The organism is Sandarakinorhabdus glacialis (assembly GCF_014643455.1).
Taxonomy (GTDB): Bacteria; Pseudomonadota; Alphaproteobacteria; order Sphingomonadales; family Sphingomonadaceae; genus Sandarakinorhabdus; species Sandarakinorhabdus glacialis.
Window position 1 is genome coordinate 376,452 of the sequence record NZ_BMJM01000002.1, and the last position, 16,598, is coordinate 393,049.

15 protein-coding genes are annotated in these 16,598 nt (G+C 63.7%); 3 read left to right on the forward strand and 12 right to left on the reverse strand.

Translation table 11 applies throughout. The features are described 5' to 3' along the window. Positions 1–24: 24 nt before the first annotated feature. The 3 genes from IEW98_RS04660 (at position 25) to IEW98_RS04670 (ending at position 2,915) form a co-directional block, all read left to right on the forward strand. Complete coding sequence (locus IEW98_RS04660) at positions 25–1,314, forward strand: adenylosuccinate synthase (protein WP_188761749.1); 1,290 nt, start codon at positions 25–27, stop codon at positions 1,312–1,314. Then, positions 1,314–2,117: a DUF1294 domain-containing protein gene (locus IEW98_RS04665; protein ID WP_188761750.1), complete on the forward strand. Its 804-nt coding sequence runs from the start codon at positions 1,314–1,316 to the stop codon at positions 2,115–2,117. Before IEW98_RS04660 ends, IEW98_RS04665 begins: the two co-directional genes overlap by 1 nt. Before the next feature lie 84 nt (positions 2,118–2,201). Beyond that, positions 2,202–2,915 (forward strand): DUF1294 domain-containing protein, encoded by a 714-nt coding sequence (locus IEW98_RS04670; protein ID WP_188761751.1) that lies wholly within the window; start codon positions 2,202–2,204, stop codon positions 2,913–2,915. A gap of 101 nt (positions 2,916–3,016) precedes the next feature. Here the strand turns inward: IEW98_RS04670 and IEW98_RS04675 are convergent, their stop codons facing one another. From IEW98_RS04675 to IEW98_RS04725, 12 genes are all read right to left on the reverse strand, one after another. Continuing rightward, a complete protein-coding gene (locus IEW98_RS04675) occupies positions 3,017–3,601 on the reverse strand; it encodes a trimeric intracellular cation channel family protein (protein ID WP_188761825.1) in 585 nt (194 codons plus the stop codon). Positions 3,602–3,661: 60 nt separating this feature from the next. Continuing rightward, positions 3,662–5,056 (reverse strand): dihydrolipoyl dehydrogenase, encoded by a 1,395-nt coding sequence (gene lpdA / locus IEW98_RS04680; protein WP_188761752.1) that lies wholly within the window; start codon positions 5,054–5,056, stop codon positions 3,662–3,664. A gap of 80 nt (positions 5,057–5,136) precedes the next feature. Next, positions 5,137–6,435 carry a 2-oxoglutarate dehydrogenase complex dihydrolipoyllysine-residue succinyltransferase gene (gene odhB, locus IEW98_RS04685; protein WP_188761753.1) on the reverse strand — a complete coding sequence of 433 codons (1,299 nt, stop codon included), beginning with the start codon at positions 6,433–6,435 and terminating at the stop codon, positions 5,137–5,139. 4 nt (positions 6,436–6,439) lie between these two features. Beyond that, complete coding sequence (locus tag IEW98_RS04690) at positions 6,440–9,265, reverse strand: 2-oxoglutarate dehydrogenase E1 component (protein ID WP_188761754.1); 2,826 nt, start codon at positions 9,263–9,265, stop codon at positions 6,440–6,442. A gap of 111 nt (positions 9,266–9,376) precedes the next feature. Then, positions 9,377–10,261 (reverse strand): succinate--CoA ligase subunit alpha, encoded by an 885-nt coding sequence (sucD, locus tag IEW98_RS04695; protein ID WP_188761755.1) that lies wholly within the window; start codon positions 10,259–10,261, stop codon positions 9,377–9,379. Continuing rightward, on the reverse strand, positions 10,261–11,460 hold the full coding sequence (sucC, locus tag IEW98_RS04700) for an ADP-forming succinate--CoA ligase subunit beta (RefSeq protein WP_188761756.1): 1,200 nt from the start codon (positions 11,458–11,460) through the stop codon (positions 10,261–10,263). The genes sucD and sucC overlap by 1 nt, the downstream gene beginning before the upstream one ends. Before the next feature lie 17 nt (positions 11,461–11,477). Further along, positions 11,478–11,750, reverse strand: coding sequence for a hypothetical protein (locus IEW98_RS16120; RefSeq protein WP_207792499.1), 273 nt, complete (start codon positions 11,748–11,750; stop codon positions 11,478–11,480). Positions 11,751–11,805: 55 nt separating this feature from the next. After that, positions 11,806–12,780, reverse strand: coding sequence for a biotin synthase BioB (bioB, locus tag IEW98_RS04705; RefSeq protein ID WP_188761826.1), 975 nt, complete (start codon positions 12,778–12,780; stop codon positions 11,806–11,808). Positions 12,781–12,803: 23 nt separating this feature from the next. After that, the gene (gene mdh / locus IEW98_RS04710) at positions 12,804–13,766 is read right to left on the reverse strand and encodes a malate dehydrogenase (protein ID WP_188761757.1); all 963 of its coding nucleotides are present in this window, start codon (positions 13,764–13,766) and stop codon (positions 12,804–12,806) included. Between the two features lie 98 nt (positions 13,767–13,864). Next, the gene (gene zapE / locus IEW98_RS04715) at positions 13,865–14,986 is read right to left on the reverse strand and encodes a cell division protein ZapE (protein ID WP_188761758.1); all 1,122 of its coding nucleotides are present in this window, start codon (positions 14,984–14,986) and stop codon (positions 13,865–13,867) included. Beyond that, positions 14,986–15,474 carry a PaaI family thioesterase gene (locus IEW98_RS04720; protein WP_188761759.1) on the reverse strand — a complete coding sequence of 163 codons (489 nt, stop codon included), beginning with the start codon at positions 15,472–15,474 and terminating at the stop codon, positions 14,986–14,988. The genes zapE and IEW98_RS04720 overlap by 1 nt, the downstream gene beginning before the upstream one ends. A 327-nt stretch (positions 15,475–15,801) precedes the next feature. Further along, on the reverse strand, positions 15,802–16,587 hold the full coding sequence (locus IEW98_RS04725) for a succinate dehydrogenase iron-sulfur subunit (protein ID WP_188761760.1): 786 nt from the start codon (positions 16,585–16,587) through the stop codon (positions 15,802–15,804). Between the last annotated feature and the right edge of the window lie 11 nt (positions 16,588–16,598).

The following is a 16,598-nucleotide window of genomic DNA, read 5'->3' on the forward strand; positions in this document are numbered from 1 at the left end:
CCGGAAACGAGCAGAAAGAATACAATGCCCAACGTTACCGTCATCGGCGCCCAATGGGGCGATGAAGGCAAAGGCAAGATCGTCGATTGGCTCTCCGAGCGCGCCGATGTCGTCGTCCGCTTCCAGGGCGGCCACAACGCCGGCCATACCCTCGTCGTCGGCGATAATGTCTACAAGCTCAGCCTGTTGCCCAGCGGCATCGTCCGCGGCACCATGTCGATCATCGGCAACGGCGTCGTCTTCGACCCCTGGCACTTCCGCGACGAAGTCGCCCGTATCTCCGGCATGGGCGTCAACATCACGCCCGAAAACCTTCAGGTCTCCGAGCAATGCCCGCTGATCCTGCCGCTCCACAGCGATCTCGACGGCGCGCGCGAGGACGCCAGCGGTGCCGGCAAGATCGGCACCACCCGCCGCGGCATCGGCCCCGCATACGAGGACAAGGCTGGTCGCCGGGCCTTGCGCGTCTGCGATCTCGCCCATCTCGACGACATCGGGCCGCAGCTCGATCGCCTGCTCGCCCATCACAATGCCCTGCGCACCGGCTTCGGCATGCCCCCCGTCGATCGCGACGAACTCATCGTCCAGCTCCGCGACATTGCCCCCTCGGTGCTGCCCTTCGTCAAACCCGTGTGGACCACGCTCCGCGATGCCAAGGCCAACCGCCGCCGCATCCTGTTCGAAGGCGCGCAGGGCGTCCTCCTCGATGTCGACCACGGCACCTACCCGTTCGTCACCTCGTCGAACGTCGTCGCCGGCCAGGCCGCGGCCGGCAGCGGCATGGGCGCCAATTCCACCGGTTACGTCCTCGGCATCGTCAAGGCCTACACCACCCGCGTCGGCTCAGGCCCTTTCCCCACCGAACAGGACAACGCCGACGGCGAAAAGCTCGGCCAGCGCGGCCATGAATTCGGCACCGTCACCGGCCGCAAGCGCCGCTGCGGCTGGTTCGATGCCGTCCTCGTTCGCCAAGCCATCGCCGTCTCCGGGGTCGCCGGCATGGCACTGACCAAGCTCGATGTCCTCGACGGCTTTGACATGCTGCAGATCTGCACCGGCTACACCCTCGACGGCCAACCCCTCGATCATTTCCCCGCCCACGCCGCCGAACAAGCGCGCGTCGTCCCGGTCTATGAATCTTTCGAAGGCTGGTCCGAATCCACCGCCGGCGCCCGCCGCTGGGCCGACCTTCCCGCGCAGGCGATCAAATACATCCGCCGCATCGAAGAACTGACCGAATGCCCGGTCGCCCTCGTCTCGACGTCACCCCAACGCGACGATACCATCCTGGTCCGGGATCCCTTCCTCGACTGATGCCCCTCCTCACCCTTATCGCAGCGGCCAGTTTCGCCTGCGCCAATCCCCGGCATCACGACGGCGACGCGATCCGCTGCGCCGGCGATCAAGGCTCGATGCGCCTTCACGGCATCGACGCCCCGGAAATGCCGGGTGCGTGCCGACCCGGCCGGGATTGCACGCCTGGTGATCCCTATGCCGCCCGCAACACCCTCGCCGGCCTGACCCGCGGCCGCAACGTGCGCTGCGAACAGGTCGATACCGACCACTACGGCCGAAAAATCGTCAGCTGCGAAGCCGATGGCCAGGATCTCGGCTGCGCCATGATCGCCTCCGGCCACGCGGTCGAGCGCTATGGCAATCTCAACTGCGGCGGCGGCCTCGCCGGCATCTTCGGCAATTCCGCCGCCGAACCGACCGGCGAACCCACGCGCCCCGGCCGCACCGATCATGTCCTCTCCGCCCGTCCCGTCCCCGACGAACCCGGTACCAAACTTGCCTATGTTCCCGAGGACATCCCCCAGCTTCGCGACGTCCCCTGGCGTTTCGTCGCCCTCTATCTTCTTGCCATGAACCTTGTCGCCTATATCGCCTTCGCCATCGACAAGCGCCGCGCCGCCCAATTCGGCAGGCACCGCGTCCGCCGTATTCCCGAATCGACCCTTCTGGGCCTGGCGGCTCTCGGCGGCAGCATCGGCGCCATCGCCGCCCAACAACGCCTGCGTCATAAAACCAGCAAGCAACCCTTCGCCATGCGCCTGCTCGCGATTGCTGGCCTGCAGGTCGGAGTCGTCGCCGGCATCATGTATTTCGCAGCTTGATGTATCGGAACCGTACCAATTTTGCTTGACCATCCTGCGTTTCCGGTTCCTTAATCCAGATTCCATAATTTTGGCGGTTGCTGAATGCCCCTGCTGATCCTTGCCGCCGCTACCAGCTTCGCTTGCCTCAACCCCGTCCACCGCGACGGTGACGAGATCGCATGTGCCGGACGCCACGGCAATCGCGGCGCCAGCACCCAGCTTTACGGCATCGACGCACCCCGGCTGGAAGGAGAATGCCGCCCCGGTCGCTCGTGCGTTCCCGGCGACCCGATCGCCGCGCGCGATCATCTGGCCGGCTTGACCCGCGGCAAGGCCGTCCAATGCACCACTGTCAACAACGATACCGGCGGCGTCGCCGGGCTACGTTGTACCACCGACGCGGTCGACCTGGCCTGCGCGATGCGCGATGCGGGCCTCGCCATCGAACGCCAGTCGCCGCTCAACTGCCTCGCCCCCTTGCCCAAAACGCCAGGCACCACGGTCAAGGCTCCATTGAGCTGGTCGACAATGCCGGTCCTCTGGCGCTGGGTTCCGCTCTTCCTCATCGTCGTCAACCTTGCGGCCTATTGGGCCATCGCCAACGACAAAAAGCGCGTCAATTCCGGGCAGGGCCGTATCGCCCCCACCCACCTGCTGACCCTCGTATTCTTCGGCGGCGCCCTCGGCACCCTCATTGCCCAGCAGCGCTTCGATCATCTCAAGGACGAACAGCCATTCGCCAACCGCTTCGCCATCCTGTTCGGCCTGCAACTCGGCATCGTCATCGGCCTCGTCCTGCCGCTCTTCCTCGCCTGATCACCCAGCACGATCGCGCTTCATCTGTCATCCGGGGCTTGACTCGGGACCCAGTTGCTTCTCTGCGCCGCTGAGCATCGTTTCAATGGAACCCGACGCAATCAATCGCCGCCGTCACGATACCCCGGCAAAGCCAGCCCGCGCCCGATCGCCAGCGCCCGCAGCCCGAACCCCGCGGCAAAACCAATCCCGCCCGCCACAAAACTATCCGCTCCGAGCTCGACCAGCACGATATAACTCGCCGACCCCAGCGCCGCCGCCGACACATAGATCTCGCGCCGAAGCAGAATCGAAGGTACCCCCGCCAGCACGTCGCGAATAATCCCGCCGAAACTCGCAGTCAGCACGCCCATGACAATGCTCGGCAGCGGCGGCACCCCCAGGCTATGCGCCTTGGCCGCGCCAATCACCGCATACGCCGCCATCCCGATCGCATCGAACCACAATAACGACGCCAGCTTCCACCGATCGGCGCGAAGCACCCACACCGCCGCCGCCGCGATCAGGCAAACCGCCAGATAATCCGACCGTCCCACCCAGAACACCGGCGCGCCAATCAGCAAATCGCGCAGCGTCCCGCCGCCGATCCCCGTGATCGCCGCAAAGAATGCAAACGTCACGATCGTCTGCTTCGCCCGCGCCGCTGCCAGCGCCCCCGAAACCGCGAACACCGCCACGCCGGCCATATCGAGCCATGACAGCAGCGGCCGGATCGCATCGATCGGCGCGGTATCGATCACATCAGGTCAAATGTGGATCGGCTTGCCCGTCACCGCCATCGCCGCTTCCTTCAGCGCCTCGGGATGCGTCGGATGCGCGTGGCAGGTCATCGCGATATCCTCGCTCGACGCACCGAACTCCATCGCTATCGCCGCTTCGGCAATCATCGTTCCCGCCATCGCGCCGATGATGTGCACACCCAGGACACGGTCGGTCGTGGCATCCGCCAGCACCTTCACGAAACCTTCGGTATCGCGATTGGCCTTGGAACGGCTGTTCCCCGCAAACGGGAACTTGCCCGACTTGTACGCAATGCCCGCCGCTTTCAGCTCTTCCTCTGACTTGCCGACGGTCGCGACCTCGGGATGCGTATAGACCACGGCCGGAATGACGTCATGGTTCACATAACCCGTCAGCCCGGCGATATTGTCGGCACAGGCAATGCCCTCGTCCTCGGCCTTGTGTGCCAGCATCGGTCCCGGCACCACGTCGCCGATCGCCCAGATGCCCGCCACCGGCGTCGAAAAATCATGCCCGACCATGATCCGACCGCGATCGAGCACCAGCCCGGTCGCCTCGATGTTCAACCCGTCGGTATTCGGCCGGCGCCCGATCGACAGCAACACAACATCGGCGGCGATCTCCTCCGACGCCCCGCCGGCAGCCGGTTCGACAGTCACGGTCGCGCCCGCACCCGAGCGGACAACACCCGTGACCTTGGTCGAAGTCCGGATCGCAAACCCCTGCTTGGTCAACACCTTCGCAAAGGCGTTGGCAACCTCGACGTCCATCGCCGGCACGATCCGCTCGGCATATTCAACAACGGTCACCTTCGCCCCGAGCCGCCGCCACACCGAACCCATCTCGAGCCCGATGTACCCGCCGCCGATCACCACCAGGTGCCCGGGCACCTTCGTCAACGACAGCGCCTCTGTCGACGTGACGATAACCTCGCCATCCGGCGTCATCCCCGGCAGCAGCGCCACTTCGGACCCCGTCGCGATGATGAAGTTCTTTGCCGTGATCGTCCGCTCGCCGACAGTGATCGATTTCGGCGACGCAAACCGCGCCTCGCCCTTCACCCATTCGACCTTGTTCTTCTTGAACAGGAACGCAACGCCGTCGGTCAACTCCTTGACCGCCTTGTCCTTCTCATTCAGCAGCGCCGGCAAATCGAGCTCGACCGATCCCAGCTTGACGCCAAACTTGGCCAACGCGCCGGATTGCGCCTCCTCATAGAATTCCGATCCGTGCAGCAGCGCCTTCGACGGAATGCACCCGACATTGAGGCACGTCCCGCCCAAGCTGGCACGCTTCTCGACGCAAGCGACCTTCAGGCCGTGTTGCGCCGCGCGGATCGCCGCGACATAGCCGCCGGGACCCGAGCCAATGACAACGACATCGAATTCAGGGTCTGCCATATTCACTCTCCTGGCCGGGCACGGCCCGGCACGTCAACCAGTGCCGGGCATGGCCCAGCACGTCAATCAGTCGCCAGCGCTCAGAGATCGATCAGCAACCGCGCCGGATCCTCGATGGCTTCCTTCACGCGGACGAGGAAGGTCACCGCCTCGCGCCCATCGACGATCCGGTGATCGTACGACAGCGCCAGGTACATCATCGGCCGGATCACCACTTGGCCATCGCGCGCTACTGGGCGATCCTCGATCCGGTGCAACCCGAGCACGCCCGATTGCGGCGTATTGAGGATCGGCGTCGACATCAGCGAGCCGAACACGCCGCCGTTGGAAATGGTGAAGTTGCCGCCCTGCAGCTCGTCGATGGTCAGCTTGCCGGCCTGTGCCCGCTTGCCGAAATCGCCGATCGCCTTCTCGGTCTGGGCAAAGCTCAACTTGTCGGCGTTGCGAAGGACCGGAACAACAAGTCCGCCCGGCGACGACACCGCGATGCCGAGATCGGCATAGTTGCGATACACGATTTCCTCGCCCTCGAGCGAAGCGCCGACCGCCGGTACGTCGCGGAGCGCCAGCACAACCGCCTGCGAAAAGAACGACATAAAGCCAAGCCGTACGCCGTGCTTCTTCTCGAACAGATCCTTGTACTTGACGCGAGCCGCCATCACCGCGGTCATGTCGACGTCGTTGAACGTCGTCAGCATCGCCGCGGTATTCTGCGCTTCCTTCAACCGCCGTGCGATCGTCTGGCGCAACCGCGTCATCCGCACCCGCTCCTCGCGCCGCTCCGAAGCTGCTGGTGCCGCTGCGACCGCCGCAGACGCCTTGACCTTGGCCGTCCCCGCTTCGATCGCCGCCAGCACATCACCCTTGGTCAACCGGCCATCACGCCCCGTCGCCGGAATGCTCGCAACATCGAGGTTATACGTATCGATCAGCGTCCGCACCGCCGGGCCCATAGCATCGAGAGGCGCCGAAACTCCCGCAGCCGGAGCCGCAGCCTGGGGCGTCGCTGCCGGAGCCGGCGCAGAAGCCGGGGCCGCAGCCTCAGCCGCCTTTTCCGCCGCAGCCACCGGCGTCGGTGCCGCTGCAGCAGCCGCAGCCTCGGTCCCGCTCTTCTCGACCTTCACCGCCGCGCCGCCAGCGTTCGCCGCTTCGATAGTCGCCAACCGCGCCCCAACCGCAACGGTATCACCAACCTTGAACAGCTGCGCCCCCATCGTGCCCGCCACCGGCGACGGCACTTCGACCGCCACCTTGTCGGTCTCGAGCGACACGATGGGCTCGTCGGCCGCCACTGCCTCGCCGGGCTGTTTCAGCCATTGGCCAACCGTTGCCTCGGTGATCGATTCGCCAAGCGCCGGGATGATGACGTCGGTTGCCATTATATTATCCTGCATTCTGCATTGATTTGAGGCCGCCGCGAATGGCAGCCGTAACTTCGGCGCGACTCGAGCCCAGCGCCTCGGCGATCAGCTTGGCCTGCTCGGCATTGTGCCGCCGCATCAACCCCGTCGCGGTCGCCGCCGCCGCCGCGCGCCCGGCATAAAGCGGCCGCTGCCCCAGCGCCTGCTCGATCAGCGGCCCCACGAACGTCCAGGCACCGGCATTCGCCGGTTCTTCCTGCGCCCAAACGATCTCCTCGAGCCCCGCAAAGCGCGCCGCATATTCGGCAATAATCGCCGCCGGGAACGGATAAAGCTGTTCCACGCGCAGCAGATAGACATCGTCGCGGCCGGTCTTCTCACGCGCCTCGAGCAGGTCGTAATAAACCTTGCCGGTGCACAGCACGAGCCGGCGGATCTTCGCTGGATCGCACGGCGCCAGATCGTCGAGGCAACGGTGAAAACTCGTCCCCGCCGCCATGTCGGCAATCGTCGACACAGCCCGCTTGTGGCGCAGCAGCGACTTCGGCGTGAAGACGATCAACGGCTTGCGGAAATCGCGTAGCATCTGCCGGCGCAGCAAGTGGAAATAGTTCGCCGGCGTCGTCGCATTGGCCACCTGGAGATTGTCCTCGGCGCAAAGCTGGAGGAACCGCTCCATCCGCCCCGAACTATGTTCCGGCCCCTGCCCCTCGTAACCGTGCGGCAGCAACATCACCAAACCATTGGCCCGCAACCACTTGATTTCACCCGACGCGATAAACTGGTCGATGATCGTCTGCGCGCCGTTGACGAAGTCGCCGAACTGCCCCTCCCACAGCACCAGTGTCTTGGGGTCGGCGATCGCATATCCATACTCAAACCCGAGCACGCCGAATTCCGACAATGGACTGTCGAGCACCTCGAAATTCTCGCCGACCGATTTCAGCGGCACGACACGGTGGCCGTCGCGCTGGTCGGTCCACACCGAATGCCGCTGGCTGAACGTCCCGCGCCCCGAATCCTGGCCGGACAGGCGCACGCCGTAACCGTCCTTGAGCAGCGACCCGAACGCCAGCGCCTCCGCTGTCGCCCAATCGATATTCGCCCCGGTGTTGAGCGTCTCAGCCTTGGCATCAAGAATCCGCTGCAAGGTCTTATGAATATTGAAACCCACCGGCACCGTCGTCAGCGTCCGGCCGATCGCCGCCAGTTCCCCGGCTTCAACCCCGGTATTCGCCGCGCGCCGCTCGCTGATCTGCTCCTTGGGCTTGCCCAGTCCCGACCAGCGTCCCTCGAACCAGTCGGCCTTGTTCGCCTTGAACCCGGCGGCTGCTTCGAAATCGGCCTCGAGCATCGCTGTATACTGGTCGATCGCGCCCTGCAAAAACGCCTCGTCGATAACCTTCTCGCGCACCAGCCGCTCGGCATACAACTCACTCACCGGCTTCTGCTTGCCGATCTGGGCGTACATCAACGGCTGGGTGAAACTCGGCTCGTCGCTCTCGTTGTGTCCGAACCGGCGATAGCACCACATGTCGATAACGACGTCGCGCTTGAATTGCTGGCGGAACTCGGTCGCCACCTTGGTCGCAAAGGTCACCGCCTCGGGATCGTCGCCGTTGCAATGGAAGATCGGCGCCTGGACGATCTTGGCAACATCCGACGGATATGGCGACGACCGCGCGAACTGCGGGCTCGTGGTGAATCCAACCTGGTTGTTGACGATAAAATGGATCGTGCCGCCGGTATTATACCCGTTCAGGCCCGAAAACCCGAAGCATTCGGCAACGATGCCCTGCCCCGCAAAGGCCGCGTCGCCGTGCAGCAGCACAGGCATCGACCGGCCATGTTCGACATCGCCCGACATCGTCTGGACCGCCCGCACCTTGCCGAGCACCACCGGATCGACCGCTTCCAGATGCGACGGGTTCGGCGCCAGCGACAGATGCACCTTGTTGTCGTCGAACACCCGGTCGGTCGACGTCCCCAGGTGATACTTTACATCGCCCGACCCACCGACATCGTCGGGGTTCGCCGAGCCGCCGCCGAATTCATGAAATATGATCCGGAACGGCTTCTGCATGACGTTGCCGAGCATGTTCAACCGTCCGCGATGCGGCATGCCGAAAACGATCTCGGTAATCCCGAGCTGGCCGCCGACCTTGATGATCGATTCCATCGCCGGGATCATCGCCTCGGCACCGTCGAGCCCGAACCGCTTCGTCCCGACATACTTCCGCCCCAGGAAACGCTCGAAATATTCCGCCTCGACCAGCTTGGTCAGGATGGCTTTCTTGCCATTGTCGCTGAACTGGATTTCCTTGTCGCGGCCTTCGATCTTGTCCTGGATGAAGCGCCGCTCCTCGACGTCGTTGATGTGCATATATTCCACACCGACATTGCCGCAGTAATTCGCCCGCAGGATCGTCACCAGTTCCCGAATGGTCGCCGTCTGCAGGCCGAGCGCCCCGCCGACATGGACCGGACGATCAAGATCGGTCTCGGAAAAGCCGTGATATTCAGGCGTCAAATCAGCCGGCAAGTCGCGCGTCGACAGCCCGAGCGGATCGAGATTGGCGGCCAGATGCCCGCGCACCCGGTACGTCCGGATCAGCATCAGCGCCGAGATCGAATCCTGCGCCGCCTGCGCGATCGCATCGGGCGTAGCCCCCGCAGCAACGGCCTTCTCGACGGCCTTGGCCGCAACCTTCGCCGGTGCCTCGACGATCATGTCGGCAGCATCCAGCCCCTTGGTCAGCGCATCGACAGGCGCCAGCGGCCAGTCGTTCCGCGCCCATGAAGGCCCCGCACGATCGTCGGCGGTGGGCAGCAGCGCTTCATAGTCCATTTCCGCACGTCCTTCTTGACGCAAAGGGTGTAGCCCCCGGCGCGCAGCAAGTCATTGCCTCAACGCGCATGGCTGCCATGTTTACGGCAATACGCGCCTGGGCGATGAATCCTACCCCTTGAGCACTTCGATCAGCGTCGTGCCCAGCATCGACGGCGACGGCGACACGCGGATGCCGGCGGCTTCCATCGCTGCCATTTTCGATGCCGCATCGCCCTTGCCGCCCGACACGATCGCGCCGGCATGCCCCATGCGACGCCCGGGAGGCGCCGTCGTCCCGGCGATGAAGCCGACCATCGGCTTCTTGCGGCCACGGCGCGCTTCGTCCTGGATGAACTGCGCCGCTTCTTCCTCGGCCGAACCGCCTATTTCGCCGATCATGATGATCGACGTCGTCGCGTCATCGGCCAGGAACAGCTCCAGCATATCGATGAAGTTCGTTCCGTTGACCGGATCGCCGCCGATGCCGACAGCCGTCGTCTGGCCAAGCCCGACCGCCGTCGTCTGGTGAACAGCCTCATAGGTCAGCGTGCCCGAGCGCGAAACGACGCCGACCGAGCCCTTGGAAAAGATATTGCCCGGCATGATGCCGATCTTGCACTCGCCCGGCGTCAGCACGCCCGGGCAATTCGGCCCGATCAGCCGCGACTTCGAACCGACCAGCGCCCGCTTGACCTTGACCATGTCGAGCACCGGAATGCCCTCGGTGATGCAGATGATCAGCGGCACTTCGGCATCGATCGCCTCGAGGATCGCGTCCGCAGCGCCCGGAGGCGGCACATAGACTACCGATGCGTCACAATTCGTCGCTGCCCGCGCCTGGTGGACGGTGTCGAAAACCGGCAGTCCCAGATGGACCTGCCCACCCTTGCCCGGCGCCGTCCCGCCGACGACCTGCGTGCCATAGGCAATCGAGGCTTCGGTGTGGAACGTGCCCTGCTTGCCGGTAAAGCCCTGCGTGATGACGCGGGTATTCTTGTTGACGAGAATCGACATCAGGCAGCCTTCTTCACAGCAGCGACGATCTTCGCCGCGGCATCACCAAGGTTATCGCCGGAAATGATCGGCAGGCCGGAATCGGCAAGGATCTGCTTGCCCAATTCGACGTTGGTCCCTTCCAGCCGGACCACCAGCGGCACCGACAAATTCACTTCCTTCGCCGCGGCGATAATGCCTTCCGCGATGATATCGCAGCGCATGATCCCGCCGAAGATGTTGACCAAAATGCCCTTCACCGCTGGATCCTTGAGGATCAGCTTGAACGCATTGGTCACCTTCTCCTTGTCGGCGCCGCCGCCAACATCGAGGAAGTTGGCCGGCTCGGCGCCGTTCAACTTGATGATGTCCATCGTCGCCATCGCGAGACCGGCACCATTGACGAGGCAGCCGATCGTTCCATCGAGCTTGATAAACGCCAGGTCGTACTTCGAAGCTTCGACCTCCGCCGGATCTTCCTCGGTCAGATCGCGCAGCTCGACGAGATCCGGATGGCGATACAGCGCATTCGGGTCAAACCCGACCTTGGCATCGAGCACCAGCAACCGGCCATCGTCGGTAACCGCCAGCGGGTTGATCTCCATCTGCGACGCGTCGGTGCCGATGAACGCCGCGTACAGCTTGGCAACGACATTCTCGCACTGTTTGGCGAGGTCGCCGGTCAGCCCGAGCACGGCCGCAACCGCGCGACCATGATGCGGCATGATGCCGGTCGCCGGGTCAATCGTCAGGGTCTCGATCTTCTCGGGCGTGTCATGCGCGACTGCCTCGATATCCATGCCGCCCTCGGTCGAAACCACCAGCGCGATCCGCCCCGAAGCGCGATCCACCAACATCGCCAGGTAGAATTCCTTGGCAATATCGACACCATCGGTAACGTACAGTCGGTTGACCTGCTTGCCGTGCGGCCCGGTCTGGATCGTCACCAGCGTGTTGCCGAGCATGTCGGTCGCCGCGGCGCGCACGTCATCGGCCGAACGCGCCAACCGGACACCACCCTTAGCGTCTGCCGGCAACTCGGTGAACTTGCCCTTGCCGCGTCCACCGGCGTGGATCTGCGCCTTCACCACGTACAATGGCCCCGGCAGCTTGCCCGCCGCCGCAACAGCCTCCTCGACCGTCAGCGCTGCAAAGCCCGCCGGCACCGGCACGCCGAACTTGGCGAGGACTTCCTTCGCCTGGTACTCATGAATGTTCATACGCTTGTGATCCTTACCTATCTACCTGCGGCTGCGCCACCGCCTCCGATTACAAAAACACCCAAGACAAATCCGAAATCATACCAACCGCCATTATTCGGAAAGGCATAGATTCTGACGTCCGAAAAGAACGAGGCAATGAAAGAGAACGGCATCAAGAAGCCGTGAATCATGCCCAGCCAGAAACCCGGCATATCGCCGTAATCGGCGGGAGCTGGCTGAGTTGCACAGCTCGACAGGAGCAAGCATGCAGATGCGAAAACAACCGCACGAATGGCTCCACTACGCATCACGTGGGCGAACCAGTGGCGACACTAAAATGCCGAGGGCGAAGTTCAGCCACACTCATGCATATGCCTCCATCGGGATGAGCCCGAGTTTTTCAAACAACAGCGTATCGCGGTCGCGGCCCGGGTTGCTGGTGGTCAGCAACCTGTCCCCGACAAAGATCGAATTGGCGCCCGCCAAAAAGCACAGCGCCTGGGTTTCGTCGCTCATCGCCTCGCGCCCGGCCGACAGGCGAACCATCGATTGCGGCATGGTGATGCGTGCGACCGCCACCGTCCGCACGAACTCGATGCCATCGATCGCCGGCGCCGCACCCGACAGGATCGCGTCACCCAGCGGCGTGCCGGCAATCGGCACCAAGCCGTTGATCGGCACGCTGCCCGGATGCACCGGCATCGTCGCGAGCACGGCGATCAACCCGATCCGGTCGGCGCGGCTTTCCCCCATGCCGATGATACCGCCGCAGCACACGCCGATACCTGCCGCGCGCACCTGCGAAACCGTATCGAGCCGGTCGTCATGCGTCCGCGTCGTCACGATCTGCGCGTAATATTCGGGCGAAGTATCGATATTATGGTTGTAATAATCCAGCCCGGCATCGGCCAGCGCCGCAGTCTGCGTCGGGCTGAGCATGCCCAAAGTCATGCACGTCTCGAGCCCAAGCGCCCGCACCCCGGCGACCATCTCGGCGAGCGCCGCCATGTCGCGATCCTTGGGGTTTTTCCACGCCGCGCCCATGCAGAACCGCGTCGCCCCGCCGGCCTGCGCCAACCGCGCCTCGGCGATCACATCAGCGGCCGCCATCAACTTGTCGGCCTTGACCCCGGTCTTGAAGCTGACCGACTGCGCGCAATACCCGCAATCCTCGGGGCAGCCGCCGGTCTTGATCGACAGCAATTGCGACTTCTGCACCTTGTTTGGGTCGAAGTTCCGCCGGTGGATCGTCTGCGCCCGGAAAACCAGATCGGCAAACGGCAGATCGAACAGGTCAGCGATCTCGGCACGCGACCAATCGGTGCGCGCCGTGATCATCGGTGCATCTGAGCCGTCTGGCACTATGCCAGGCTCCCATCGATCGCCCGGCAGGCCGCTAGCAATTCTTTCACCGCATCGACCGAAACGGTGAAATTGGCCTGCGCTTCGGCAGTCAGTTCGATCTCGACGATCTTCTCGACGCCGCCGGCACCGATCACGCACGGCACGCCGACATAAAGGTCGTTGACGCCGTACTGGCCCGTCAGGTTCACCGCGCACGGGATGACCCGCTTCTGGTCGTAAAGGAACGCCTCGGCCATCGCGATGCCGCTGGTCGCCGGCGCATAGAATGCCGAACCGGTCTTGAGCAGGCCAACGATCTCGCCGCCGCCCGAACGCGTCCGCTGCACGATGGCGTCGATACGCTCCCTGGTCGTCCAGCCCATCTTGATCAAATCGGGGATCGGAATACCGGCAACCGTCGAATATTCGACGACAGGCACCATCGTGTCGCCGTGGCCGCCGAGGACGAACGCCGTCACGTCCTTGACCGAAACCTTGAACTCGTCCGCCAGGAAATGGCGGAAGCGCGCGCTGTCGAGAACGCCCGCCATGCCGACGACCATATGGTGCGGCAGCCCCGAAAACTCGCGCAGCGCCCAGACCATCGCATCCAAAGGATTGGTGATGCAGATCACGAATGCGCCGGGCGCGTTGGCCTTGATGCCCTCGCCGACGGCCTTCATCACCTTCAGATTGATGCCGAGCAGATCGTCGCGGCTCATGCCCGGCTTGCGCGCAATACCCGCCGTCACGATGATCACATCGGCGCCGGCGATATCGGCGTAATCGTTGGTGCCCTTGAGCTCGACATCGAAGCCTTCGACCGGCCCGCATTGCGACAGGTCGAGCGCCTTGCCCTGCGGAACACCTTCGACAACATCGAACAGGACGATATCGCCCAATGCCTTGGCCGCGGCGAGGTGCGCCAGCGTCCCACCGATGTTGCCAGCGCCGATCAGCGCAATCTTGTTGCGAGCCATGGAGTAATTCGTCCTTCGTTGAGTCGTTTGAAGACCGGGTCCGGATAGTCCCGATGCTGCACCTGCGCAACCGGGAGGTCTCCGCATTGCCAAAAGTCTCAGGCCTCGCCGTGTCCAAGCGCCATATATTCGAGCGACTGCATCTCCATCAGCCGCGAAACCGTCCGCTCGAACTCGAACACGCCGTCCCCCGCCGGGTACAACCCCGCCGGCTCGGCATCCGCCGCCGCCACCAGCTTGACCTTGTGTTCGTACAACGTGTCGATCAGGGTCACGAACCGCGCCGCCTCGTTGCGCTTCTCCGGCCCCATCACCGGAATGCCCACCAAAAACACCGTATGATACCGCCGCGCGATCGCCAGATAATCCGCCGCCCCCAGCGGCTGCTTGCACAACCGCGCAAACGAGAACACCGCAACGCCCTTCAAAGATTTCGGCACATGCAATGTCCGCCCACCTTGCAAAGCCAGCGTCTCGGTTGGCACTCGGGCCCGGTCCTCGACTGGATAATCGGTCATCCGGAAAAACGTCTCCGACATCGCCGCCGTCGCTTCGGGCCCGTTCGGCACATGCCAGGTCTCGGCCCCCGCCATCCGCGCCATCCGGTAATCGGTCGGTCCGTCGAGGGAAATGACCTCAGTCTTCGCCTCGATCAGCGCGATGAACGGGAGGAACAACTGCCTGTTCAACCCATCCTTGTACAAATCCTGCGGCGCGCGGTTGGACGTCGCCACCACCGTCACCCCGTCCTCGAACAGCGCCGTGAACAAGCGCGACACGATCGCCGCATCGGCAATATCCTTGACCTGCATCTCGTCGAACGCCAGCAACCGCGAGCGCTCCGCCAGGAACGCCGCCACGCGCGGGATCGGATCGTCCCCCGACGCCTCGCGCGCCGCATGCAGCGCCGCATGCACCTCAAGCATGAACTCGTGAAAATGCACCCGCCGCTTCGGGCTGACATCCACATGCGCGTAAAACAGGTCCATCAGCATCGACTTGCCGCGCCCGACCCCGCCCCAGATATAGAGCCCTTTCGGCGCCTCGGGCTCGTCAGTCCCCGTCAACCGGGCAAAAAACCCCCGCTTCGGCGCGGGCGCCTCGAGAGCATCGGCCAACGCCTGCAACCGGTCCGCCACCATCGCCTGCGCCGCATCGGGCCGCAACTCGCCCGCCGCAATCAGCGCATCGTAAGCCGCGCGCACGCCGGTAACCGGCATCAATCGACCCGCGTCGACCGCGGCCGTTCGGTTGCCCCCGCCCCGAGCGTCAGGCCCGGCCGCGCAATCTTCCGCATCGTCCCGGTGAACGAAGCGACATTCTCGCCATCCTGCGTCACCAGCCCGCGCACGAACAACATCTTCCCGGTTTCCTTAAGGATCTCCCCGGTCGCCTCGATCGGCTTGCCGACGATCCCGGCACTGAGGAAATCCGTCGCACAGCTAAGCGTCACCGCAGCATGGTTCTCCAACTGCCGGAAAATAAACGCGAACATCGCCATGTCGATAAACGACATGATAAAACCACCATGGATATAGCCGAGCCCGTTCGAATGCCGCCGGTCGGTCTCCATCTTGCACTCGACGCCGCTCGTTTCCCCCTCGCGAAAGTAAAAATCCCCCAGCAAAGACGCAAAGCGCCCATCCGGATCACGCCGCCACCGTGTCCAGCCTGCATTGGGTCCGTCGGTAATATGTTCACGTGCCATCCGGCAGTGGATAGTGCGCCGCAGCAAAGCGCGTCAAGGCGAAGCGGCTCAGGATTACCCTCGCCAAACCTGTCGTCCCGGGCTCGACCCGGGCCCAGCTTCTAATCCCCGCTACCCAGACAAGGACCCATTGTCTCCCAAACTGTCATGCCAGCGAAGGCTGGCATCCAGCCTCGCCGCAAGGATGGAAGATCAAGACGACGGCAATAAAGCCAAGCCAAGGGTCGTGGCAAAGCCACGCCGTCGGACGGATTCAGCGCGCTTCGCCCGTGCCGCCCCGCCGTCCAGTTGCTCCCCCGAGTCAAGTCCGATCGCGATGCGATCGGTTCAGCCCGCTCGCTCCAGCATCATGATCTTGATCTCGGCGATCGCTTTCGCCGGGTTCAACCCCTTGGGGCAAACATTCGAGCAATTCATGATCGTATGACAGCGATAAAGCCGGAAAGGATCCTCCAGCGCATCCAACCGCTCCCCCGTCATCTCATCCCGGCTATCCGCCAACCACCGATAAGCCTGCAACAAAATCGCCGGCCCAAGGAACTTGTCGCTATTCCACCAGTACGAAGGGCAAGCCGTCGAGCAGCAAGCACAAAGAATACACTCATAAAGCCCATCGAGCTTGCCGCGATCCTCGACCGACTGGATGCGCTCCTCACCCGAAGGGTTCGGCGTAACCGTCTGCAACCACGGCTTGATCGACGCATATTGCGCATAGAAATGCTTGAAGTCAGGCACCAGGTCCTTGATGACTTCCATGTGCGGCAGCGGCAAAATCCGCACTTCGCCGTCCATGTCGGCAATCGCCTTGGTGCACGCCAGCGTATTGGTCCCGTCGATATTCATCGAGCACGACCCGCAAATCCCCTCCCGGCACGACCGCCGGAACGTGAGCGTCGAATCGACCTGCGACTTGATCTTGATCAGCGCATCGAGAACCATCGGCCCGGTCTCGTCGAGATCGATCTCATACGTGTCGTACCGCGGGTTCGCGCCATCATCGGGATTCCACCGATAAATCTTGAACGCCCGCACATTCTTCGCACCCGCCGGCGCCGGATACCGCTTGCCAGCCGAAGAAATCTTGCTGTTCGCGGGAAGGGAAAATTCAGCCATTTTCACTCAGC

What these genes read in the sequence shown, in the direction of transcription:
- IEW98_RS04660 (WP_188761749.1), top strand. Translation starts at nt 25, where the DNA reads ATGCCCAACGTTACCGTCATCGGCGCCCAATGGGGCGATGAAGGCAAA.
- IEW98_RS04665 (WP_188761750.1), top strand. Translation starts at nt 1,314, where the DNA reads ATGCCCCTCCTCACCCTTATCGCAGCGGCCAGTTTCGCCTGCGCCAAT.
- IEW98_RS04670 (WP_188761751.1), top strand. Translation starts at nt 2,202, where the DNA reads ATGCCCCTGCTGATCCTTGCCGCCGCTACCAGCTTCGCTTGCCTCAAC.
- IEW98_RS04675 (WP_188761825.1), bottom strand. Translation starts at nt 3,601, where the DNA reads ATGGCCGGCGTGGCGGTGTTCGCGGTTTCGGGGGCGCTGGCAGCGGCG.
- lpdA (WP_188761752.1), bottom strand. Translation starts at nt 5,056, where the DNA reads ATGGCAGACCCTGAATTCGATGTCGTTGTCATTGGCTCGGGTCCCGGC.
- odhB (WP_188761753.1), bottom strand. Translation starts at nt 6,435, where the DNA reads ATGGCAACCGACGTCATCATCCCGGCGCTTGGCGAATCGATCACCGAG.
- IEW98_RS04690 (WP_188761754.1), bottom strand. Translation starts at nt 9,265, where the DNA reads ATGGACTATGAAGCGCTGCTGCCCACCGCCGACGATCGTGCGGGGCCT.
- sucD (WP_188761755.1), bottom strand. Translation starts at nt 10,261, where the DNA reads ATGTCGATTCTCGTCAACAAGAATACCCGCGTCATCACGCAGGGCTTT.
- sucC (WP_188761756.1), bottom strand. Translation starts at nt 11,460, where the DNA reads ATGAACATTCATGAGTACCAGGCGAAGGAAGTCCTCGCCAAGTTCGGC.
- IEW98_RS16120 (WP_207792499.1), bottom strand. Translation starts at nt 11,750, where the DNA reads ATGCGTAGTGGAGCCATTCGTGCGGTTGTTTTCGCATCTGCATGCTTG.
- bioB (WP_188761826.1), bottom strand. Translation starts at nt 12,780, where the DNA reads ATGATCACGGCGCGCACCGATTGGTCGCGTGCCGAGATCGCTGACCTG.
- mdh (WP_188761757.1), bottom strand. Translation starts at nt 13,766, where the DNA reads ATGGCTCGCAACAAGATTGCGCTGATCGGCGCTGGCAACATCGGTGGG.
- zapE (WP_188761758.1), bottom strand. Translation starts at nt 14,986, where the DNA reads ATGCCGGTTACCGGCGTGCGCGCGGCTTACGATGCGCTGATTGCGGCG.
- IEW98_RS04720 (WP_188761759.1), bottom strand. Translation starts at nt 15,474, where the DNA reads ATGGCACGTGAACATATTACCGACGGACCCAATGCAGGCTGGACACGG.
- IEW98_RS04725 (WP_188761760.1), bottom strand. Translation starts at nt 16,587, where the DNA reads ATGGCTGAATTTTCCCTTCCCGCGAACAGCAAGATTTCTTCGGCTGGC.